The sequence below is a fragment of the Mycobacterium sp. 23 genome (assembly GCF_048287075.1).
Lineage (GTDB): Bacteria > Actinomycetota > Actinomycetes > Mycobacteriales > Mycobacteriaceae > Mycobacterium > Mycobacterium gordonae_B.
Window position 1 is genome coordinate 6,819,418 of the sequence record NZ_JBLVUX010000005.1, and the last position, 15,255, is coordinate 6,834,672.

Genomic DNA, 15,255 nt, shown 5'->3' on the forward strand with positions numbered 1-15,255 from the left:
CTAACCGCCGCTGCGCGAACAGTCGACCGATCGCATCTCCTGCATCAGCGCCATGTTCGCGTGCGGGTCCACCGGTGCGTCGATGATGTGCACTCCGCCCGCCGCGGCAGCCTCCTCGAGCAGGGCGCGGAAGTGTGCCGGGTCTGCCAGGCGATGCCCGGTGGCGCCGTAACTGCACGCCAGCGCAACGAAATCGGGGTTGTCGAAATCGACGCCATACCGTGGGTAGCCGTCGGCGACCTGCTTCATCGCGATCATGCCCAGACTCTTGTCGTTGAACACCACCACGATCAGATCCAGGCGCAGCCGCACCGCCGTCTCGAGATCCTGGATGTTCATCGCGAATCCACCGTCGCCGGTCAGCACCACGACTCTGCGTTCGGGATGCACGAGCTTGGCCGCGATGGCGGCGGGCAGGCTGATCCCCATCGATCCCAGCGCGTGGTCGATCAGCATGGTGTTGGGCTGGCGGGCGTTGAAATTCCTTGTCGCCCACATCATGTGGATTCCATTGTCCAGGGACAGGATGTCGTCGTCGGCCATGAAGTCGCGCAGCGTCGCGATGAGATGGCCCTGCTTGGCCGGGAACGACGTGTCGGTGGCCGATCGGGCGATGCTGTACCGCATCTGCTCAGCCAATCGCCGGAAACCGTCGTGATCCCAGGCGGGATTCGGGTCCAATTGCTCGGTGAGCCGGCGCAGTGCGTCGGCCATCTCGCCGACGATCTGTGCCTGCGGGAAGTAGCTGTTGTCGCCACGGGCGGCAAAGGGATTCAGGTGAATGACGACTTGGGTGCCGTCGGCCCGCATGAAAAACGTGGGTTTCTCCATGACGTCATGGCCGACATTGAGGATCACGTCGGCCGCCTGGATGGCGCAGTTCGGATAGTCGGCGGGCATGATCGAACACCCCACGTAGAGCGGGTGGTCCTCGTCCGCGACGCCCTTGCCCATCATCGTTGCCACAAAGGGGATCCGGGTCCGGTCGATCAGCGCGCGCACGGCCGCGGCGACCTCCGGCCGGTTGGCACGGGTGCCGCCGCCGACCATGATCAGCGGGCGGCCGGCATGCCGGATCAGATCCGCCGCGACGTCGATGCTCTGTTGGGTTGCGAGGGGGATGGCGCTGTGTCGACATGGAACCGACGGACCGAGGTCGGTGTCGCGGGCCACGTCGTCGGGCAGCTCCAGGTGCGCCGGGCCCTGACGGTCCTCGAGCGCCGACATCATCGCCTGACGCACCAGCGACCCGGCCATCGGGCCGGATGGGATCTTGGCCGCGAACTTGGTGATGGGGCGCATCACATCGACCACGTCGACCAGTTGGTACTGGCCCATCCTGTTGTCGTGCATCGCCTTCTGGCCGGTGATCACCAGCATCGGCATGGCGGCCAGATACGCGTGCGCCACCGGTGTGGTCAGGTTCATCGCCCCGGCGCCCAGTGTCGACATGGCGACGGCGAGTTTTCCGGTGAGCCGCCCGTAGGCGGCCGCGGCGAAACCCGCGGCCTGTTCGTGCCGGAACAGGATGAAGGTGATCCGGCCGTCTTTGCGCAGCGCCTCCATGAAGTGCAGGTTCTCATCGCCCGGAATGCCGAAGACGTATTCGACGCCTTCGGCGGCCAGCGCACTGACCAATTGTTCGCTGGTGTTGGCCGGCGCGCTCACAGTTCGCCGCTGCCCTGACTGAGCACGGTCTCGGGGTCTTCGTTCTTCAGGCTTTCCTTGGCGGCATCCATCTTGTGCATGATGTTGCGCGCCTTGGTCAGGATGGCTTCGGCCTCCGCACCCGGAATCACCACGGCTGTAGACCCTTTGGCAAAGATGACATCGCCGGGTACGACAGTGACGCCGCCGACGGCGATCGGGACGTCGGCCAGGTAGGGCTGGACCTCGTTGCCGCCCGCGCGCACTGTTTCGCCGCGGCTGTAGGTGGCGAACCGGTAAGTGTTCAGCTCTTCGTAGTCGCGCAGCTTGCCATCGGCGAGGATGCCCGCCATGCCCAGGTTTTCCACCCGAGAGAGTTTGGTGCCCCCGCCCAGGGACGTGTGCGGGTAGCCGTTGGAGGCCATCACCAGCACCGCTCCGGCGGGATCATGTCCGGCGACGGCCCGGTATATGGCCGGCCCGAGGCTGTGCTTTTCGGGATCCATCAGGTCCTTGCGCACCGGCAGATACGAAATCGTCACTGCCGGGCCTACGAGTATCCGGCTGGGATCGGGGCTGTCGAGTTCGATGATGTGGGCGCGGTGCGCATGCGTCATCGTCATCGCGTCGACCACATCGGCGACTCCGAGACCGGCTACCAACTCGGTCAGATTCATGCTTTCACCTCTCGACTCAACGGATATCTTCTCGGGGACCATCGGGCAGCATCCGAAGCAGCAGAGTGACAATCGGAATCATGCGCCCCATCGCGTGGGGTATCAGCCGCTCGAGCGAAGCCCGCACGGCCGCCGCCGTAGTGGCATCGGGAAGGCCGGTGCCGCCCAGCGCGCCGCTGACGGCGGCGCCCCGCCGTCTGCCGTCTGCAACTACGGAGTCGACGGCGGCCAGCAGCGCCCCGCTGTCGTGCAGCGGCTGCAGGGCCGCGTAGTAGAGCACCAGCATGCCCGGCCAGCGGGCCAGATTTCTGGGCAGGCTCACCTGCAGGGTCTGGCCCTGCTCCCGGCCTCCGATCAGGTTGACCCTGCGCACCAGTTCGGCCACATGGGGCGGCATCTGGTCGAAACTCAGCGGGCCCGGGACGGGCTGCGCTGACGGTGGACGCGACGGTGGATGCGACGGCGGGCATGGCGGTGGTGCCGCTCCGTGCAGGCGGGCCAGGACCGCGCAGAACGCCACGGTGTTCAACGGGTTGCCCCGGTCGTATCCGAAAAGCGTTTCCCTGATTATGTTTTCGTGATCAGCGTCAATCCCGATCGAGCGCAGCGCCACGGCGGGCAACCTCGGGACCGATGGCAGATCCGGTGTGGCGCGCAGCGCGTCGGCCTCCGAGTACAAGGAGCCGTTGGCGTACAGCGGCTTCATCGTCGCCCAGGTCCAGGCCAGGGCGCCTGGGATCGAGGCGAGGTGTCGCCACACCAGGTTGACGAACGACATCCCGAGCGTCTGGCGGATGTCTTCATAGAGTTCGGCGATGTGCCCGGTCGCTTCGGCCTCGCTGATACTGGGGAGGGGATCGCCCTGCATGGCTGTGTCGCTGAGCCGACGCGCGATCAATCCGGCATGTTGTCGCGCATGTAGCTGATGGCAAGGTTCATCGCGGCCGCCTTGACTTCGTTGCGCTGCATCATTATCGCGTTGTGCCGTGCGATGTTGATCGGGTACGGATTGTCCCGCAGCAGCTTCGCGCCGAAGAGCAAATTGAGCGCGGTCAATTCGGCGTTGCGCCGCACATACGGCGACAGTTCGCCGCCGGCCTCGATATAGCTGGCTCCCGGCCCGGCATCCCCGACCCAGTAGAGATCGGTGTTGGGCGGCACCGTCACCCCGAAGTGCAGCAGGTTGGCGAAGGTGTTGGCGACGCAGTCGTGGCTGCCGTCCTCATTGCCGGTGACCACACACCCGGCCACCGTTCCGTAGAGCGGAAACTGGCCGGTGCGCTCGCACATCACCGTCTTGGTGGTGCCGTCCAGTCGCTCGATCACCCGCTGCATCACCGAGGAGCGCACCCCCATCCAGATCGGCATGGCAGGGACGATGATGTTGCAGCGCTTGACTTTTTCCAGGATGACCGGCCATTCATCGCCGTCACCTTCGTCGTTGCCGATGCCGGGTTTCACGTCGTAATCGACCACGCGGACGATCTCGGTTTCGATGTCGGGTTCGTGGGCTCGCAGGCGTTCGATGAGCAGATTGCACAGTGCCTCGGTGTTGGAAACCTCCGGCCCCTTCTTCAGGGTGCAGTTGAGGAAGAGTGCATACAGCGGCCCCTCCTTTTTCACGTCATGAAAAACCGAGGCAGTCACTGGTCTCCATTGGTCTCACTTGGTTCGTGGTGCCGGCACATAAGCGCCGGAAGCAAGATACCGCAGAAGTCGCTGGTGCGAAATGGGTTCCGTTAGGGTATTCAATCCTGCTCACGACGGGCCGTGGCGTACCCGAGTGCCTCGCCAATTGTGTTGTGGTGGAATTGAAAACCCGCTTGCTCCAGGGCCGTCGGAATGGCGCGCTGACCCGTGAGCAGACCCTCGTCGGCGAATTCCCCGAGCGCCGCGCGCACCGCGAAACCCGGAACGGCCATCGGCGTCGGGCGGTTGACCGCCCGGCCGAAGGCGGTGGTGAACTCCGCGTTGGTCACCGGTGCCGGTCCGGTCAGGTTCACCGGTCCCGACAACGTCGGGTGGGAGATGGCGAAAAGTAGCGCGCGGACCTCGTCCTCCAGACTGATCCAGGACATGTACTGACGGCCGCTGCCCAATCGCGCGCCGAGTCCCACCGAGAACACCGGCCGCATCATCCGCAGCGCACCGCCCGAGGGGGCCAGCACCAAACCGGTCCGGGCCAGCACCACCCGGACGCCTTCGTACTGTGCCGGCAACGTGGCGGCCTCCCAGTCCACACACAACTGGGCCAGAAAGCCCCGTCCGGCGGCGTCGGTTTCGTCGACCACGCGTTCTCTGGTGTCGCCGTAGTAGCCCACCGCGCTGGCGTTGATGAGTGTGCCGACACCGGCGTCGGCGACCGCGGCCGCCAGCACTTCCGTCGGCGCCAGCCGGCTGTCGCGCAAGCTCTGTTTGAACGCACCCGACCACCGGCGCTGGCCGACGTTCACGCCACACAGGTTGACCACCACGTCGACGTCGGCCAGCGCGTCCGGGTCGAATTCGCCGCTCTCCGGATTCCAGTGCAGCTCTTCGGAATTCGCCGGGGCGCGACGCACGATGCGCAGCACCTCATGGTCCGCCGCGCGCAGCGCGGCAGTCAGCGCCGAACCGATCAAGCCAGACGAACCCGCAATCGCGATCACCGCTTTGGCCACGGTTCGGGAGTCCTCCTTACAGCCCCAGGTCGGCCTCGAAGGCTCCCTCTTCGAGTCGGTGCTTGATTGTGCTCACGAATCGTCCGGCGTCCGCGCCGTCGATGAGTCGGTGGTCATAGGTCAGCGGCAGATAGCTGATCGACCGGACGCCGATGGACTCGTTGCCGAACTCGTCGACGATGACTCGGGGACGTTTGACGATGGCACCCGTGCCCAGCATGGCGGCCTGCGGCGGCACCAGGATCGGGGTGTCGAACAGCGCGCCCTGGCTGCCGATGTTGGTGATGGTGAAGGTTCCGCCCGACAACTCGTCGGGTTTCAAGTTGCCCGACCGTGCCCGGGCGGCGATGTCGGCGATCGCGCGCGCCAGTCCGGCCAGGGACAAGTCGCCGGCGTTGTGGATGACGGGGGAGAGTAGGCCCTGCTCGGTGTCGACGGCGAACCCGAGGTGCTCGGCGTCGTAGTAGGTGATCTCCTTGGTTTCCTCGTCGTAGCTGGCGTTGACGTTCGGGTGGATCTTGAGGGCGTCGATGGCCGCCCGCGCGATGAACGGTAGGAAGGTCAGGTTCACCCCCTCACGCTCGGCGAACGCGGCCTTGGCGCGGTTGCGCAGCGCCACGATCTTGGTCATGTCGACCTCGTGGGTCTGGGTGAGCTGCGCCGTCAGCTGCAGCGATTCGCGCGTTTTCTTGGCGGTGATCTGGCGGATCCGGTTCGCCTTCTGCTTGGTTCCGCGCAGATGTGCCAGTGACGGGGCCGGAGCGGCCGCGGCGGCGGGCTTGGCCGCGGGAGCCGAGGGCTGGGCGGCCGGCTTGGCCTCCTCCTTCGGTTGCTGCTTCTTCTCAGCTTCCTTTTCAGCAAAGGCCAGGACGTCCTGCTTGCGGATCCGGCCGCCGACGCCGGTGCCGCTCACCTCGGACAGGTCGACGTTGTGTTCGGCGGCCAGTTTGCGGACCAGCGGCGTCACGTACGGGCCGCCGTCCGACGCCGCTTCGGGTTCGGGTTGCGGCTCAGCCTTCTTGGGCTCGGGCTTGGGTTCTTCCTCGGGCTCGGGCTTGGGTTCGGGTTCCTTCTTGGCCTCAGGCTCGGGTTCGGGTTCGGGCTCTTTCTTCGGCTCGGGCTCGGCCTCCGCCTTTTCCTCGCTGGGTTGAGCTCTGGGCTTGGAACTGGAGGACCCGCCGGAATCGGAACTGCCGACCTTGGCCAGTTCCCCGCCCACCTGAACCACGTCGTCTTCTTCGGCCGTGATGCTGACCAGCACGCCCGCCACGGGTGAGGGGATCTCGGTGTCCACCTTGTCGGTGGACACCTCCACCAGCGGCTCGTCCACCTGGACGGAGTCGCCGACCTTCTTGAGCCACCGCGTCACGGTGCCTTCGGTCACCGACTCGCCCAACTCCGGCATCAGCACCGGGGTTGCGTCGCCGCCGTCCCCGCCGCTGGACTTCTCCTGCTCAGGCTCAGGCTCGGGCTCGGATTCCTCCTGCGCCGGCTCTTCGGCTTCGGAGGGCTCCTCCTGGGCTTCCTGCTGGGCGGGCTCGGAGGAGTCCTGGGCGTCGTCTTGGCCCTCATCGTCGTCCGGGCTGTCGTCCGAGTCGCCGATGACGGCCAGATCACCGCCGACCTCTACGGTGTCGTCTTCCTGGGCGATGATCTTGGTGAGCACGCCCGCGGCCGGCGACGGGATCTCGGTGTCCACCTTGTCGGTTGAGACCTCGACAAGTGGCTCGTCGACTTCGACCGTGTCGCCTTCGTGCTTGAGCCAGCGGGTGACCGTTCCCTCGGTGACGCTCTCACCAAGTGCCGGCATCTGGACGGAGAAGGCCATCTGAGTTGACTCCTCGAACGGTCGTCGGATCGGCGCAGGTCGACCTCTGGCTTACCACACCGTCAGGAACCGGGTGGGCAACCCATGTCGAGGTCAAAACTTATCCTTTCACTCTGCCACCGGCCACCCACATTCAGGGCGCGGCGACTTCGGTTGCGTGTCGTGACGGTTGCGCTTGCTACGGTGTGGCCACTAATTCCCGACGACGAGTCGCAGGTGGCGGAGGTTTGATGCCGGCAACACAACATGCACCCCAGCAGTTCGTCGACAGCGCGGACGGTGTCCGGATCGCCGTCTACGAGGAGGGCAACCGCGAAGGACCGACCGTCGTGCTGATGCACGGCTGGCCGGACTCCCATGTGCTGTGGGACGGCGTGGTGCCGTTGCTGGCACAGCGGTTCCGGGTGCTGAGGTTCGACAACCGCGGCGTCGGCCTGTCCTCGGCGCCCAAGCCGGTGTCCGCGTACAGCACCGCCCGGATGGCCGACGACTTCGCAGCCGTCATCGGCGAGTTGAGCCCCGGACAGCCGGTTCACGTGCTGGCCCACGACTGGGGCTCGGTGGCGGTCTGGGGGTACCTGAGCCGGCCCGGCGCCGCAGATCGGGTCGCGTCGTTCACCTCGGTGTCGGGCCCGGCCCAGGATCAGCTGGTCGGGTTCATCTTCGGTGCGCTGCGCCAGCCGTGGCGGGTCCGGAAACTGGCACAGGCGATCAGCCAGGTGCTTCGGTTGACCTACATGGCTTTCTTCTCGATCCCGTTGCTGGCGCCGCTGTTGCTGCGGTTGGCGCTGTCGAGTTCGGCGGTGCGGCGCAGCATCGTCGACAACATCCCCGTCGAGCAGATTCACCATTCCGAGAAGTTGCCCAGCGACGCGGCCACGTCGGTGAAGACCTACCCCGCCAACTACTGGCGCTCGTTTTCCGGGAAGTTCCGCCGGCAGGGTGTGCGCGTCATCGACACACCGGTGCAGCTCGTCGTCAACACCAGAGACAAGTACGTGCGGCCGCACGGGTACGACGAGACCGGCCGCTGGGTACCACGGCTGTGGCGGCGCGACATCCGGGCCGGTCATTTCTCACCGATGTCGCACCCACAGGTGATGGCCGCCGCCGTGCACGACTTCGCCGATGTGATCGAGGGCAAACAGCCGAGCCGGGCGATGCTGCGGGCGCAGGTGGGCCGCCCCCGCGGCTACTTCGGCGACACGCTGGTATCGGTGACCGGGGCAGGCAGCGGCATCGGCCGCGAAACCGCGATCGCGTTCTCGCGCGAGGGCGCTGAGCTGGTGATCAGTGACATCGACGAGGCCACCGTCAAGGAGACCGCCGCCCAGATAACCGCCTTTGGTGGCACTGCCCATGCCTATGTGCTCGACGTCTCCGACGCCGACGCCGTCGAGTCGTTCGCCGAGCGGGTCTGCGCCGAGCACGGCCTGCCCGACATCGTCGTCAACAACGCCGGCATCGGCCAGGCGGGCGGATTTCTCGACACCCCGCCCGAGCAGTTCGACCGGGTGCTCGACGTCAACCTCGGCGGGGTCGTCAACGGTTGCCGGGCGTTCGGCAAGCGTCTGGTCGAGCGCGGCACCGGGGGGCACATCGTCAACGTGTCGTCGATGGCGGCCTACGCCCCGCTGCAGTCGCTGAGCGCGTACTGCACGTCCAAGGCGGCGACGTTCATGTTCTCCGATTGCCTGCGGGCCGAACTCGACGCCGCCGACGTCGGCCTGACCACGATCTGCCCCGGCGTCATCGACACCAACATCATCGCCACCACCCAGTTCAGTGCCGGCGGCAAGGACGACGAAGTCGTCGACGGCCGGCGCGGACAGCTGGACAAGATGTTCGACCTGCGCAGCTACGGGCCGGACAAGGTCGCCAACGCGATCGTGTCCGCCGTCAAGAAGAACAAGCCGATCCGGCCGGTCACTTTCGAGGCCTACGCGCTCTATGGGGTGTCGCGGGTGCTGCCGCAGGCACTGCGCAGCACAGCGCGGATGAAGGTGATCTAAACGTCGACCGGCGCGCCCCGGGTGCGCCGTACCAGCAGCGCCCCGGCGACACCGACGATGCCGATCACCGTCAACGGGATCGTCCACATCCGCCGGCTCGACACCGCGGACTCACACTGAGCCACGAAGTCGGTGTGCGGAATGATCTGGTTAAGGATCGGGATGTTGGCGCCATTGCGGTCATTGGCGGCCCGGGCTCCGGAGAGATCCGTGGCCAGCCCGTTGCCGCAAGACACCGTTCCGCCGTTGCTGTTGGACACCTGGACGGGCACCAGCAACCCGATCACGCCGGCTACCAACAGCACGGCACTCACCGCGATGATTAACCGTCGTACAGTCACTTTTCGGCCTTTCCCGAGGAGGATCTTGCTGCTGCTGTAGTAGCCGCGACGGTTTCGAGCTAAACGCTGCAATGTTTGCCAGAACCCATTAAGCGGTACTTTCCGGCGGCCGGGGTACTCCGCGTTGATGATTCCAACGCGGAAGGACTTGTCATGACTTTGACGAAGGAATTGACCACTATCCGAGACGTGTCGGCGTCGCGCCAGGCGGTGTGGGACGTCATGGCCAACGGCTGGACCTACACGCAGTGGGTGGTCGGAAACAGCCGGACCCGGGCCGTCGACTCGAACTGGCCGGAGCCCGGCTCGGCGATCAAGCACTCGGTCGGGGTGTGGCCCCTGGTGATCGACGACAAGACAGAGGTCGAAAGCTGCACACCGGGTGCGGAACTGGTGTTGAAAGCCCGGGTCGGCTTGTTCGGGGCCGCGCGAATAACTCTGCGGCTCAGCGATATTCCGGACGGGTGCCGGATCGAGATGATCGAGGTGCCGGTCACCGGGCCGGCCCGCCTGCTGCCCGACCGGATGGCGCTGGCGGCGGTCTACCCCCGCAATCGTGAGTGCCTATGGCGCCTCGGGGCCCTGGCCGAACGACTCAAGCCCAGCCAGGTCAAGTAGCAATGGACGCGGTCGATGCGGTGGTTATCGGCGCCGGACACCACGGCCTGGTCGCCGCGTCGATGCTGGCCGATGTCGGCTGGGATGTGCTGGTGCTGGAAGCGCAGCAGCAGCCCGGCGGGGCGGTGCGTAGCGCCGAACTGACGCCGGGCTACATCACCGACCTGTTCAGCTCGTTCTATCCGATGACGGTGGCCTCACCGGCCATCGCGGCCCTGCAGTTGGAAGACCACGGGTTGCGGTGGTCGCACGCGCCCGCGGTGGTGGGTCATCCGCTCGCTGGGTCCGATGAGGACCCCGCGGTCATTTACCATGACCCGGCCCGCACCGCGGCGGAGTTCGAGCGCCGGGAGCGCGTCGACGGCGACAACTGGTGGCGGGCCGTCGCGTTGTGGGACCAGATCAAAACGCCGCTGATGAAAGCGCTGCTGGCGCCCTTCCCGCCGATGCTGCCCATTGCTCAACTGCTCGCCAAGCTGGGTACCGCCGAGGCGATCCGGCTCGCGAATCTGCTTGTGCAGCCCGCCAATACGATGGTCGATCGGCTTTTCAGCGGTGCGGCCCCGAAGACCATGTTGCTGGGCAACGCGCTGCACGCCGATATTCCGCTGGATGCACCCGGTAGCGGCATGATGGGTTTCCTGATGTGCATGCTGGCCCAGGACAGCGGCTGGCCGGTACCCGTCGGCGGTTCCGGTCAGCTGACCGCGGCTCTGGTGAGTCGCGCATGTTCGGCGGGTGCCCGAATCGAATACGGCCACAATGTTTCCCGTATTCAGGTACGCGGGGGCCGGGCAGTGGGGGTGATTACGGCCGAGGGGCGTACGGTCAGCGCCCGCCGGGCGGTCATCGCCGACGTGAGTGCGCCGCGGTTGTTCTGCGACATGCTGCCCGCCGACGCGCTGCCACGTACGTTGTTGAGCGACCTGGAGCACTTCGTCTGGGATCCACCGGTGGTGAAGGCCAATTACGCGCTGGACGGCCTGATTCCATGGCGAGCCGGGAACCTGCAGGACGTGGGCACGGTGCACCTGGGCGCCGACGGGCACGGCCTTATCCGCTGGATGGCCGACATCAATACCCGGGTGGTGCCGCGGCGCCCGTTCATACTGCTGGGTCAGACCACTACAGCGGACCCGAGCCGGTCGCCCGAGGGAACCGAAAGTGTTTGGGCCTACACGCATTTGCCGCGCAACGTCGACAACGACGACTCGGCCGAGCGGCTAGCCCAGACGATGGACGACGTCATCGAGGACCACGCGCCCGGCTTCGGGGCGCGGGTCCTGCACCGGTTCGTGCAGCGGCCCTCGGACCTGGAGGCCAGCGATGCCAATCTGCACATGGGTGCGCTCAACGGCGGCACCGCGCAGTTGCAGCAGATGCTGTTCTTCCGGCCCGCTCCTGGTATGGGCCGGGCCGAAACACCGGTCGAACGGCTCTACCTGGGCAGTGCGTCGGCGACGCCGGGCGGTTCGGTGCACGGCGCGTGTGGGCGCAACGCGGCCAAGGCGGCGCTGGCGGCCGACGGCTGGCACGGGTGGCCCCGTCGCCAGGCGAACCGAGTTGTGCGGTCGTTGCTGACGAGCTGAAGCTCGGGCGGCGTCGGCGGCTACCCGTTGCTGACGATGTCTTCGAGCACCGCGAACATGGTGCGGGTGGGTACGCCGGTGGCGCCTTTGGGCGTGCATCCCCAGGGGCTACCGGTGTTGTATGCCGGGCCGGCGACGTCGATGTGCGCCCACTGCACCGACTCGGCGACGAACTCGCGCAGGAACACCCCGGCCACCAACATTCCGGCGAACCGCTGACCGCTGATATTGGACAGGTCGGCCACCGTTGACTTGAGGTCGTCCTTGAGCTCGTCGGGTAGCGGCATCGGCCAGCCGTTCTCGCCCACCCGCTGCGAGATCGCGGCGACGCGATCGCGGAACTCCTCGCTACCCATCACCCCCGGGATGCGCGCACCCAGCGCCACCGTCTGCGCGCCGGTGAGGGTGGACGTCTCGATCAGGTAATCCGGATTGTCCTCACACGCCCGCACAATGGCGTCGGCCAGGATGAGCCGGCCCTCGGCGTCGGTGTTCTGCACCTCGACGGTGATGCCGCCGTACTGGGTCAGCACGTCGCCGGGCCGCTGCGCCGTCCCGGACGGCATGTTCTCGGCCATCGGCACCGTGGCGATCACATCGATCGGCAACTGCAGCTGGGCGGCCAGCGTCACCGTCGCGATCACGGCGGCCGCCCCGCCCATGTCCGAGGTCATGTGGTGCATCGACGCGGCCGGCTTGATCGAGATTCCGCCCGTGTCGAAGGTGACGCCCTTGCCGACCAGGGCGACCTTCTTCGCCCGCTTCGGGTTCTTGGCCAGCCGTGACCCCCGGTGGATCAAGCGCACCAGCCGCGGCGGCCGCGAGGACCCCTGGCCCACCCCGATCACCCCGCCGAAGCCCGCCTTCTTCAGCGCCTTGTCGTCGAGCACTTCGACTTCAAGGCCCGCCGATTCTCCCAAAGCCTTTGCGCGCGTGGCGAATTCGGCCGGAAAAAGATGACTCGGCGGGGTGTTGACGAAGTCGCGCGCGGTGGCCACCGCAGTCGCTACCGCCGCCCCGTGCGCGCTCTGCTTCTTGGCATCCCGGGCGGCCGACAGCACGGTGAGCTTGCGGAGCCCGGCGTCCTTGGGGGCGGTCTTTGCGCTGCGGAAGGCGCTGAACCGGTAGCTGCCCAGGATGAGGCCTTCGACCGCGGCCTCACAGGTGCCCTCGCCAGGCAGGTTCCCCAGCGTGGTGATCACGGCTTCGGCGGTGCCGAGCGACCGCGCCGCGACCCCGGCCGCCTTGCGGATCGAGTCACTCGGCCATTCGTCGCGCTGCTTGCCCAGGCCGACGGTCAGCACGCTGGCCACCGGCAGCGACGACACCACCAATCGGTGCACCTGCTCGGTCCCACCGGTGGCGCCCAACGCCTGCAGGCCGGCCTCGATTTCGGCCACGGCCTCGGCGGGCAGCGGCACGGTACCGGCGGCGACGGTGGCGCCCGGTGCGTCCTTGTCACCGGACGACACGACCGGTACCAGCAGGACCGAGGAACCCACACCGCGTTTGGGCAGGGAGGTCGCGACATTGACGGTGGGAGCCTGGTAGCCCGAGGAAGTGGTGGTCACGACGACCAACCCTAGTCGGACGACGATCTGGCTAACTACCGCAGCGCAGCCCGGACAGGCCGGCGTCCTGAGCGGCGCCGCCGGCGCGCAACTCGAACGCCGGCACCGGCTCGTCAAAACCCTTCAACACCAACGGGCCGTGCGGTTTTGCGGGCCAGGTCGGCAGCTGCTCGCGCAGCGTCTCATCCATCAGGATCTGACCCGGCGCCGCGGCCGAGACCAGGCGCGCGGCCAGGTTGACCGCGTTGCCGAAGTAGTCGCCATTGATCGCCAGGACGGTGCCGTAAGCAAGGCCGGCACGGACCTGCAGTCCCTCCTCCCGCGCTTGCGGATGCTCGACGAGGTCGACGGCTGCCTGGGCCAATTGCACGGGGGCCGCGCTGACCCACATCACCTCGTCGCCGATGAACTTCACCACCCGGCCGCCGTCGGCATGGACCACGTCCGAAACGGCTCCGGCGAACTCGTTGAGCAACTCCGACAACTGGGCGGGGTTCAGCGCCTGGGTGAGCGCGGTGAAACCCGACAGGTCGGCAAAACCGATGCCGCACACCACACTCGACGATGTGTCGCGGATGACGCCCTCGAAGTGGGTGCGCGCGCTGGTCAGGTGGTGACGGTGCACGATGTCGATCAGCGCCCCGATCCGCGGGACGAACTCGGCGACCGAGCGATAGGCCTGCGCCGTGGCGAACTCGTCGTGGGTGTGGGTCATCTGGATATCGGGCGTGCCGGCCCGGATCAGCGTCGACTCGGCCTCGGCCAGCCGGGCCATCGCGGCGCCAAGGACTCGCAACAAACCCAACGCGCCCTCCTCGCCGACCACCGCCTTCAGCGCCACCCAGGTCGCCAGGGCGTCGACATCGGCCTGGCTGAAAGCCGGAACGTCGGGACCGGCGAAGGTCAGCCCTAGCAGCCCCCAGGCATGGGCGACCTGCTCGGCGGTCAGCCCGAGTTGCTCGGCCGCGGCCGCCACTGTGTAGATCGGGGCGCCCGACCATTGCAGAACGTCCCCGGCCAGTCCGAACAGCCGGCCTCGCCGTTCGGCCTCCGCCATCTGGTCGAGGGTGAAGCCGAGGTCGTCCAGGTACTTGATCAGGTCGGCGCGCTCGCGCGGGTTGGCGATTCCGGCGGCCTCCATCGCATCCCAATCGAACACCTGCCCAAGTGTGCCAGCCGCAACGAGCATTAGGGTGGGACGCCGTGACCGATGCTCCGGAGTTGCTCAAGGGCCCACTGGAAGACCGCCACCGCGAACTGGGTGCGAGTTTCGCCGAGTTCGGCGGCTGGCTGATGCCGGTGTCGTACGCCGGAACCGTCGGAGAACACAACGCCACCCGCACCGCGGTCGGACTGTTCGACGTGAGCCACCTGGGCAAGGCCCTGGTGCGCGGTCCGGGCGCGTCGGAATTCGTGAACTCCGCGCTGACCAACGACCTGCGCCGCATCGGCCCGGGCAAGGCGCAGTACACGTTGTGCTGCACCGAATCCGGCGGCGTCATCGACGATCTCATCGCCTATTACGTCGGCGACGACGAGATCTTCCTGGTGCCCAACGCAGCCAACACCGCCGCGGTGGTGGCGGCTCTGCAGGCAGCCGCCCCGGCCGGCCTGACGATCACCGACCTGCACCGCGACTATGCCGTGCTGGCCGTCCAGGGACCCCGCTCCACCGAGGTGCTCGCGGCACTCGGGTTGCCGACCGAGATGGACTACATGGGCTACGCGGACGCAACGTATTCCGGTGTGCCGGTGCGGGTCTGCCGCACGGGTTACACCGGAGAGCACGGCTACGAACTGCTGCCGTCCTGGGATTCGGCGGGCGTCGTGTTCGACGCGCTGGTGGCGGCGGTCTCCGAAGCCGGCGGGCAGCCCGCGGGTCTGGGCGCGCGCGACACCCTGCGCACCGAAATGGGTTACCCGCTGCACGGCCACGAGCTGTCGCTGGACATCTCACCGCTGCAGGCCCGCTGCGGTTGGGCCATCGGCTGGAAGAAGGACGCGTTCTTCGGCCGCGATGCGCTGCTGGCCGAGAAGGAAGCCGGCCCGCGACGGCTGCTGCGCGGACTGCGGACCACCGGCCGCGGGGTCCTGCGGGCGGGGCTCACGGTGCTCGACGGCGATAAGCCGGTGGGTACCACCACGTCGGGCACCTTTTCGCCGACCCTGCAACTGGGCATTGCGCTGGCACTGATCGACTCCGACGCCGGGGTGCAGGACGGCCAGCAAATCACGGTCGATGTCCGGGGCCGCGCGGTGCAGTGCGAAGTGGTACGTCCGCCGTTTGTCGAACTGAAAACGCGTTAGCCGCC

At 67.2% G+C, this 15,255-nt stretch carries 13 protein-coding genes; 4 read left to right on the forward strand and 9 right to left on the reverse strand.

The features are described 5' to 3' along the window. From ACNQS7_RS32210 to sucB, 6 genes are all read right to left on the reverse strand, one after another. A complete protein-coding gene (locus ACNQS7_RS32210; RefSeq protein WP_418015758.1) occupies window positions 1–1,668 on the reverse strand; it encodes an acetolactate synthase large subunit in 1,668 nt (555 codons plus the stop codon). After that, the gene (locus ACNQS7_RS32215) at window positions 1,665–2,324 is read right to left on the reverse strand and encodes an RraA family protein (protein ID WP_418015759.1); all 660 of its coding nucleotides are present in this window, start codon (window positions 2,322–2,324) and stop codon (window positions 1,665–1,667) included. The genes ACNQS7_RS32210 and ACNQS7_RS32215 overlap by 4 nt, the downstream gene beginning before the upstream one ends. 16 nt (window positions 2,325–2,340) lie before the next feature. Next, entirely contained in the window at window positions 2,341–3,192 is an 852-nt protein-coding gene (locus ACNQS7_RS32220; RefSeq protein ID WP_418015760.1) for a hypothetical protein, read from the reverse strand. Window positions 3,193–3,218: 26 nt separating this feature from the next. Further along, the gene (locus ACNQS7_RS32225) at window positions 3,219–3,971 is read right to left on the reverse strand and encodes a flavodoxin family protein (protein ID WP_055579013.1); all 753 of its coding nucleotides are present in this window, start codon (window positions 3,969–3,971) and stop codon (window positions 3,219–3,221) included. A gap of 101 nt (window positions 3,972–4,072) precedes the next feature. After that, window positions 4,073–4,984 (reverse strand): TIGR01777 family oxidoreductase, encoded by a 912-nt coding sequence (locus ACNQS7_RS32230; protein WP_418015761.1) that lies wholly within the window; start codon window positions 4,982–4,984, stop codon window positions 4,073–4,075. Window positions 4,985–5,000: 16 nt separating this feature from the next. Further along, the gene (gene sucB, locus ACNQS7_RS32235; RefSeq protein WP_418015762.1) at window positions 5,001–6,812 is read right to left on the reverse strand and encodes a 2-oxoglutarate dehydrogenase, E2 component, dihydrolipoamide succinyltransferase; all 1,812 of its coding nucleotides are present in this window, start codon (window positions 6,810–6,812) and stop codon (window positions 5,001–5,003) included. Window positions 6,813–7,042: 230 nt separating this feature from the next. Between sucB and ACNQS7_RS32240 the strand changes: the two genes are divergently transcribed. Further along, window positions 7,043–8,824: an SDR family oxidoreductase gene (locus ACNQS7_RS32240; protein WP_418015763.1), complete on the forward strand. Its 1,782-nt coding sequence runs from the start codon at window positions 7,043–7,045 to the stop codon at window positions 8,822–8,824. Here ACNQS7_RS32240 and ACNQS7_RS32245 read toward each other — a convergent pair. Further along, window positions 8,821–9,165, reverse strand: coding sequence for an aminopeptidase (locus ACNQS7_RS32245; RefSeq protein WP_310767602.1), 345 nt, complete (start codon window positions 9,163–9,165; stop codon window positions 8,821–8,823). The two genes, ACNQS7_RS32240 and ACNQS7_RS32245, sit on opposite strands and share 4 nt — an antisense overlap. Window positions 9,166–9,318: 153 nt before the next feature. Between ACNQS7_RS32245 and ACNQS7_RS32250 the strand changes: the two genes are divergently transcribed. Together ACNQS7_RS32250 and ACNQS7_RS32255 are read left to right on the forward strand one after the other, a co-directional pair. Then, a complete protein-coding gene (locus ACNQS7_RS32250) occupies window positions 9,319–9,783 on the forward strand; it encodes an SRPBCC family protein (RefSeq protein WP_418015764.1) in 465 nt (154 codons plus the stop codon). Between the two features lie 2 nt (window positions 9,784–9,785). Then, a complete protein-coding gene (locus tag ACNQS7_RS32255) occupies window positions 9,786–11,372 on the forward strand; it encodes a phytoene desaturase family protein (protein ID WP_418015765.1) in 1,587 nt (528 codons plus the stop codon). Window positions 11,373–11,392: 20 nt separating this feature from the next. Here the strand turns inward: ACNQS7_RS32255 and ACNQS7_RS32260 are convergent, their stop codons facing one another. Together ACNQS7_RS32260 and ACNQS7_RS32265 are read right to left on the reverse strand one after the other, a co-directional pair. After that, window positions 11,393–12,943 (reverse strand): leucyl aminopeptidase, encoded by a 1,551-nt coding sequence (locus ACNQS7_RS32260; RefSeq protein ID WP_418015766.1) that lies wholly within the window; start codon window positions 12,941–12,943, stop codon window positions 11,393–11,395. A 31-nt stretch (window positions 12,944–12,974) separates the two neighbouring features. Continuing rightward, a complete protein-coding gene (locus tag ACNQS7_RS32265; protein WP_418015767.1) occupies window positions 12,975–14,132 on the reverse strand; it encodes an adenylate/guanylate cyclase domain-containing protein in 1,158 nt (385 codons plus the stop codon). A 14-nt stretch (window positions 14,133–14,146) separates the two neighbouring features. Here ACNQS7_RS32265 and gcvT point away from each other — a divergent pair, with 14 nt between their 5' ends. Then, on the forward strand, window positions 14,147–15,250 hold the full coding sequence (gene gcvT, locus ACNQS7_RS32270) for a glycine cleavage system aminomethyltransferase GcvT (RefSeq protein WP_418015768.1): 1,104 nt from the start codon (window positions 14,147–14,149) through the stop codon (window positions 15,248–15,250). The last annotated feature ends 5 nt before the right edge of the window (window positions 15,251–15,255 follow it).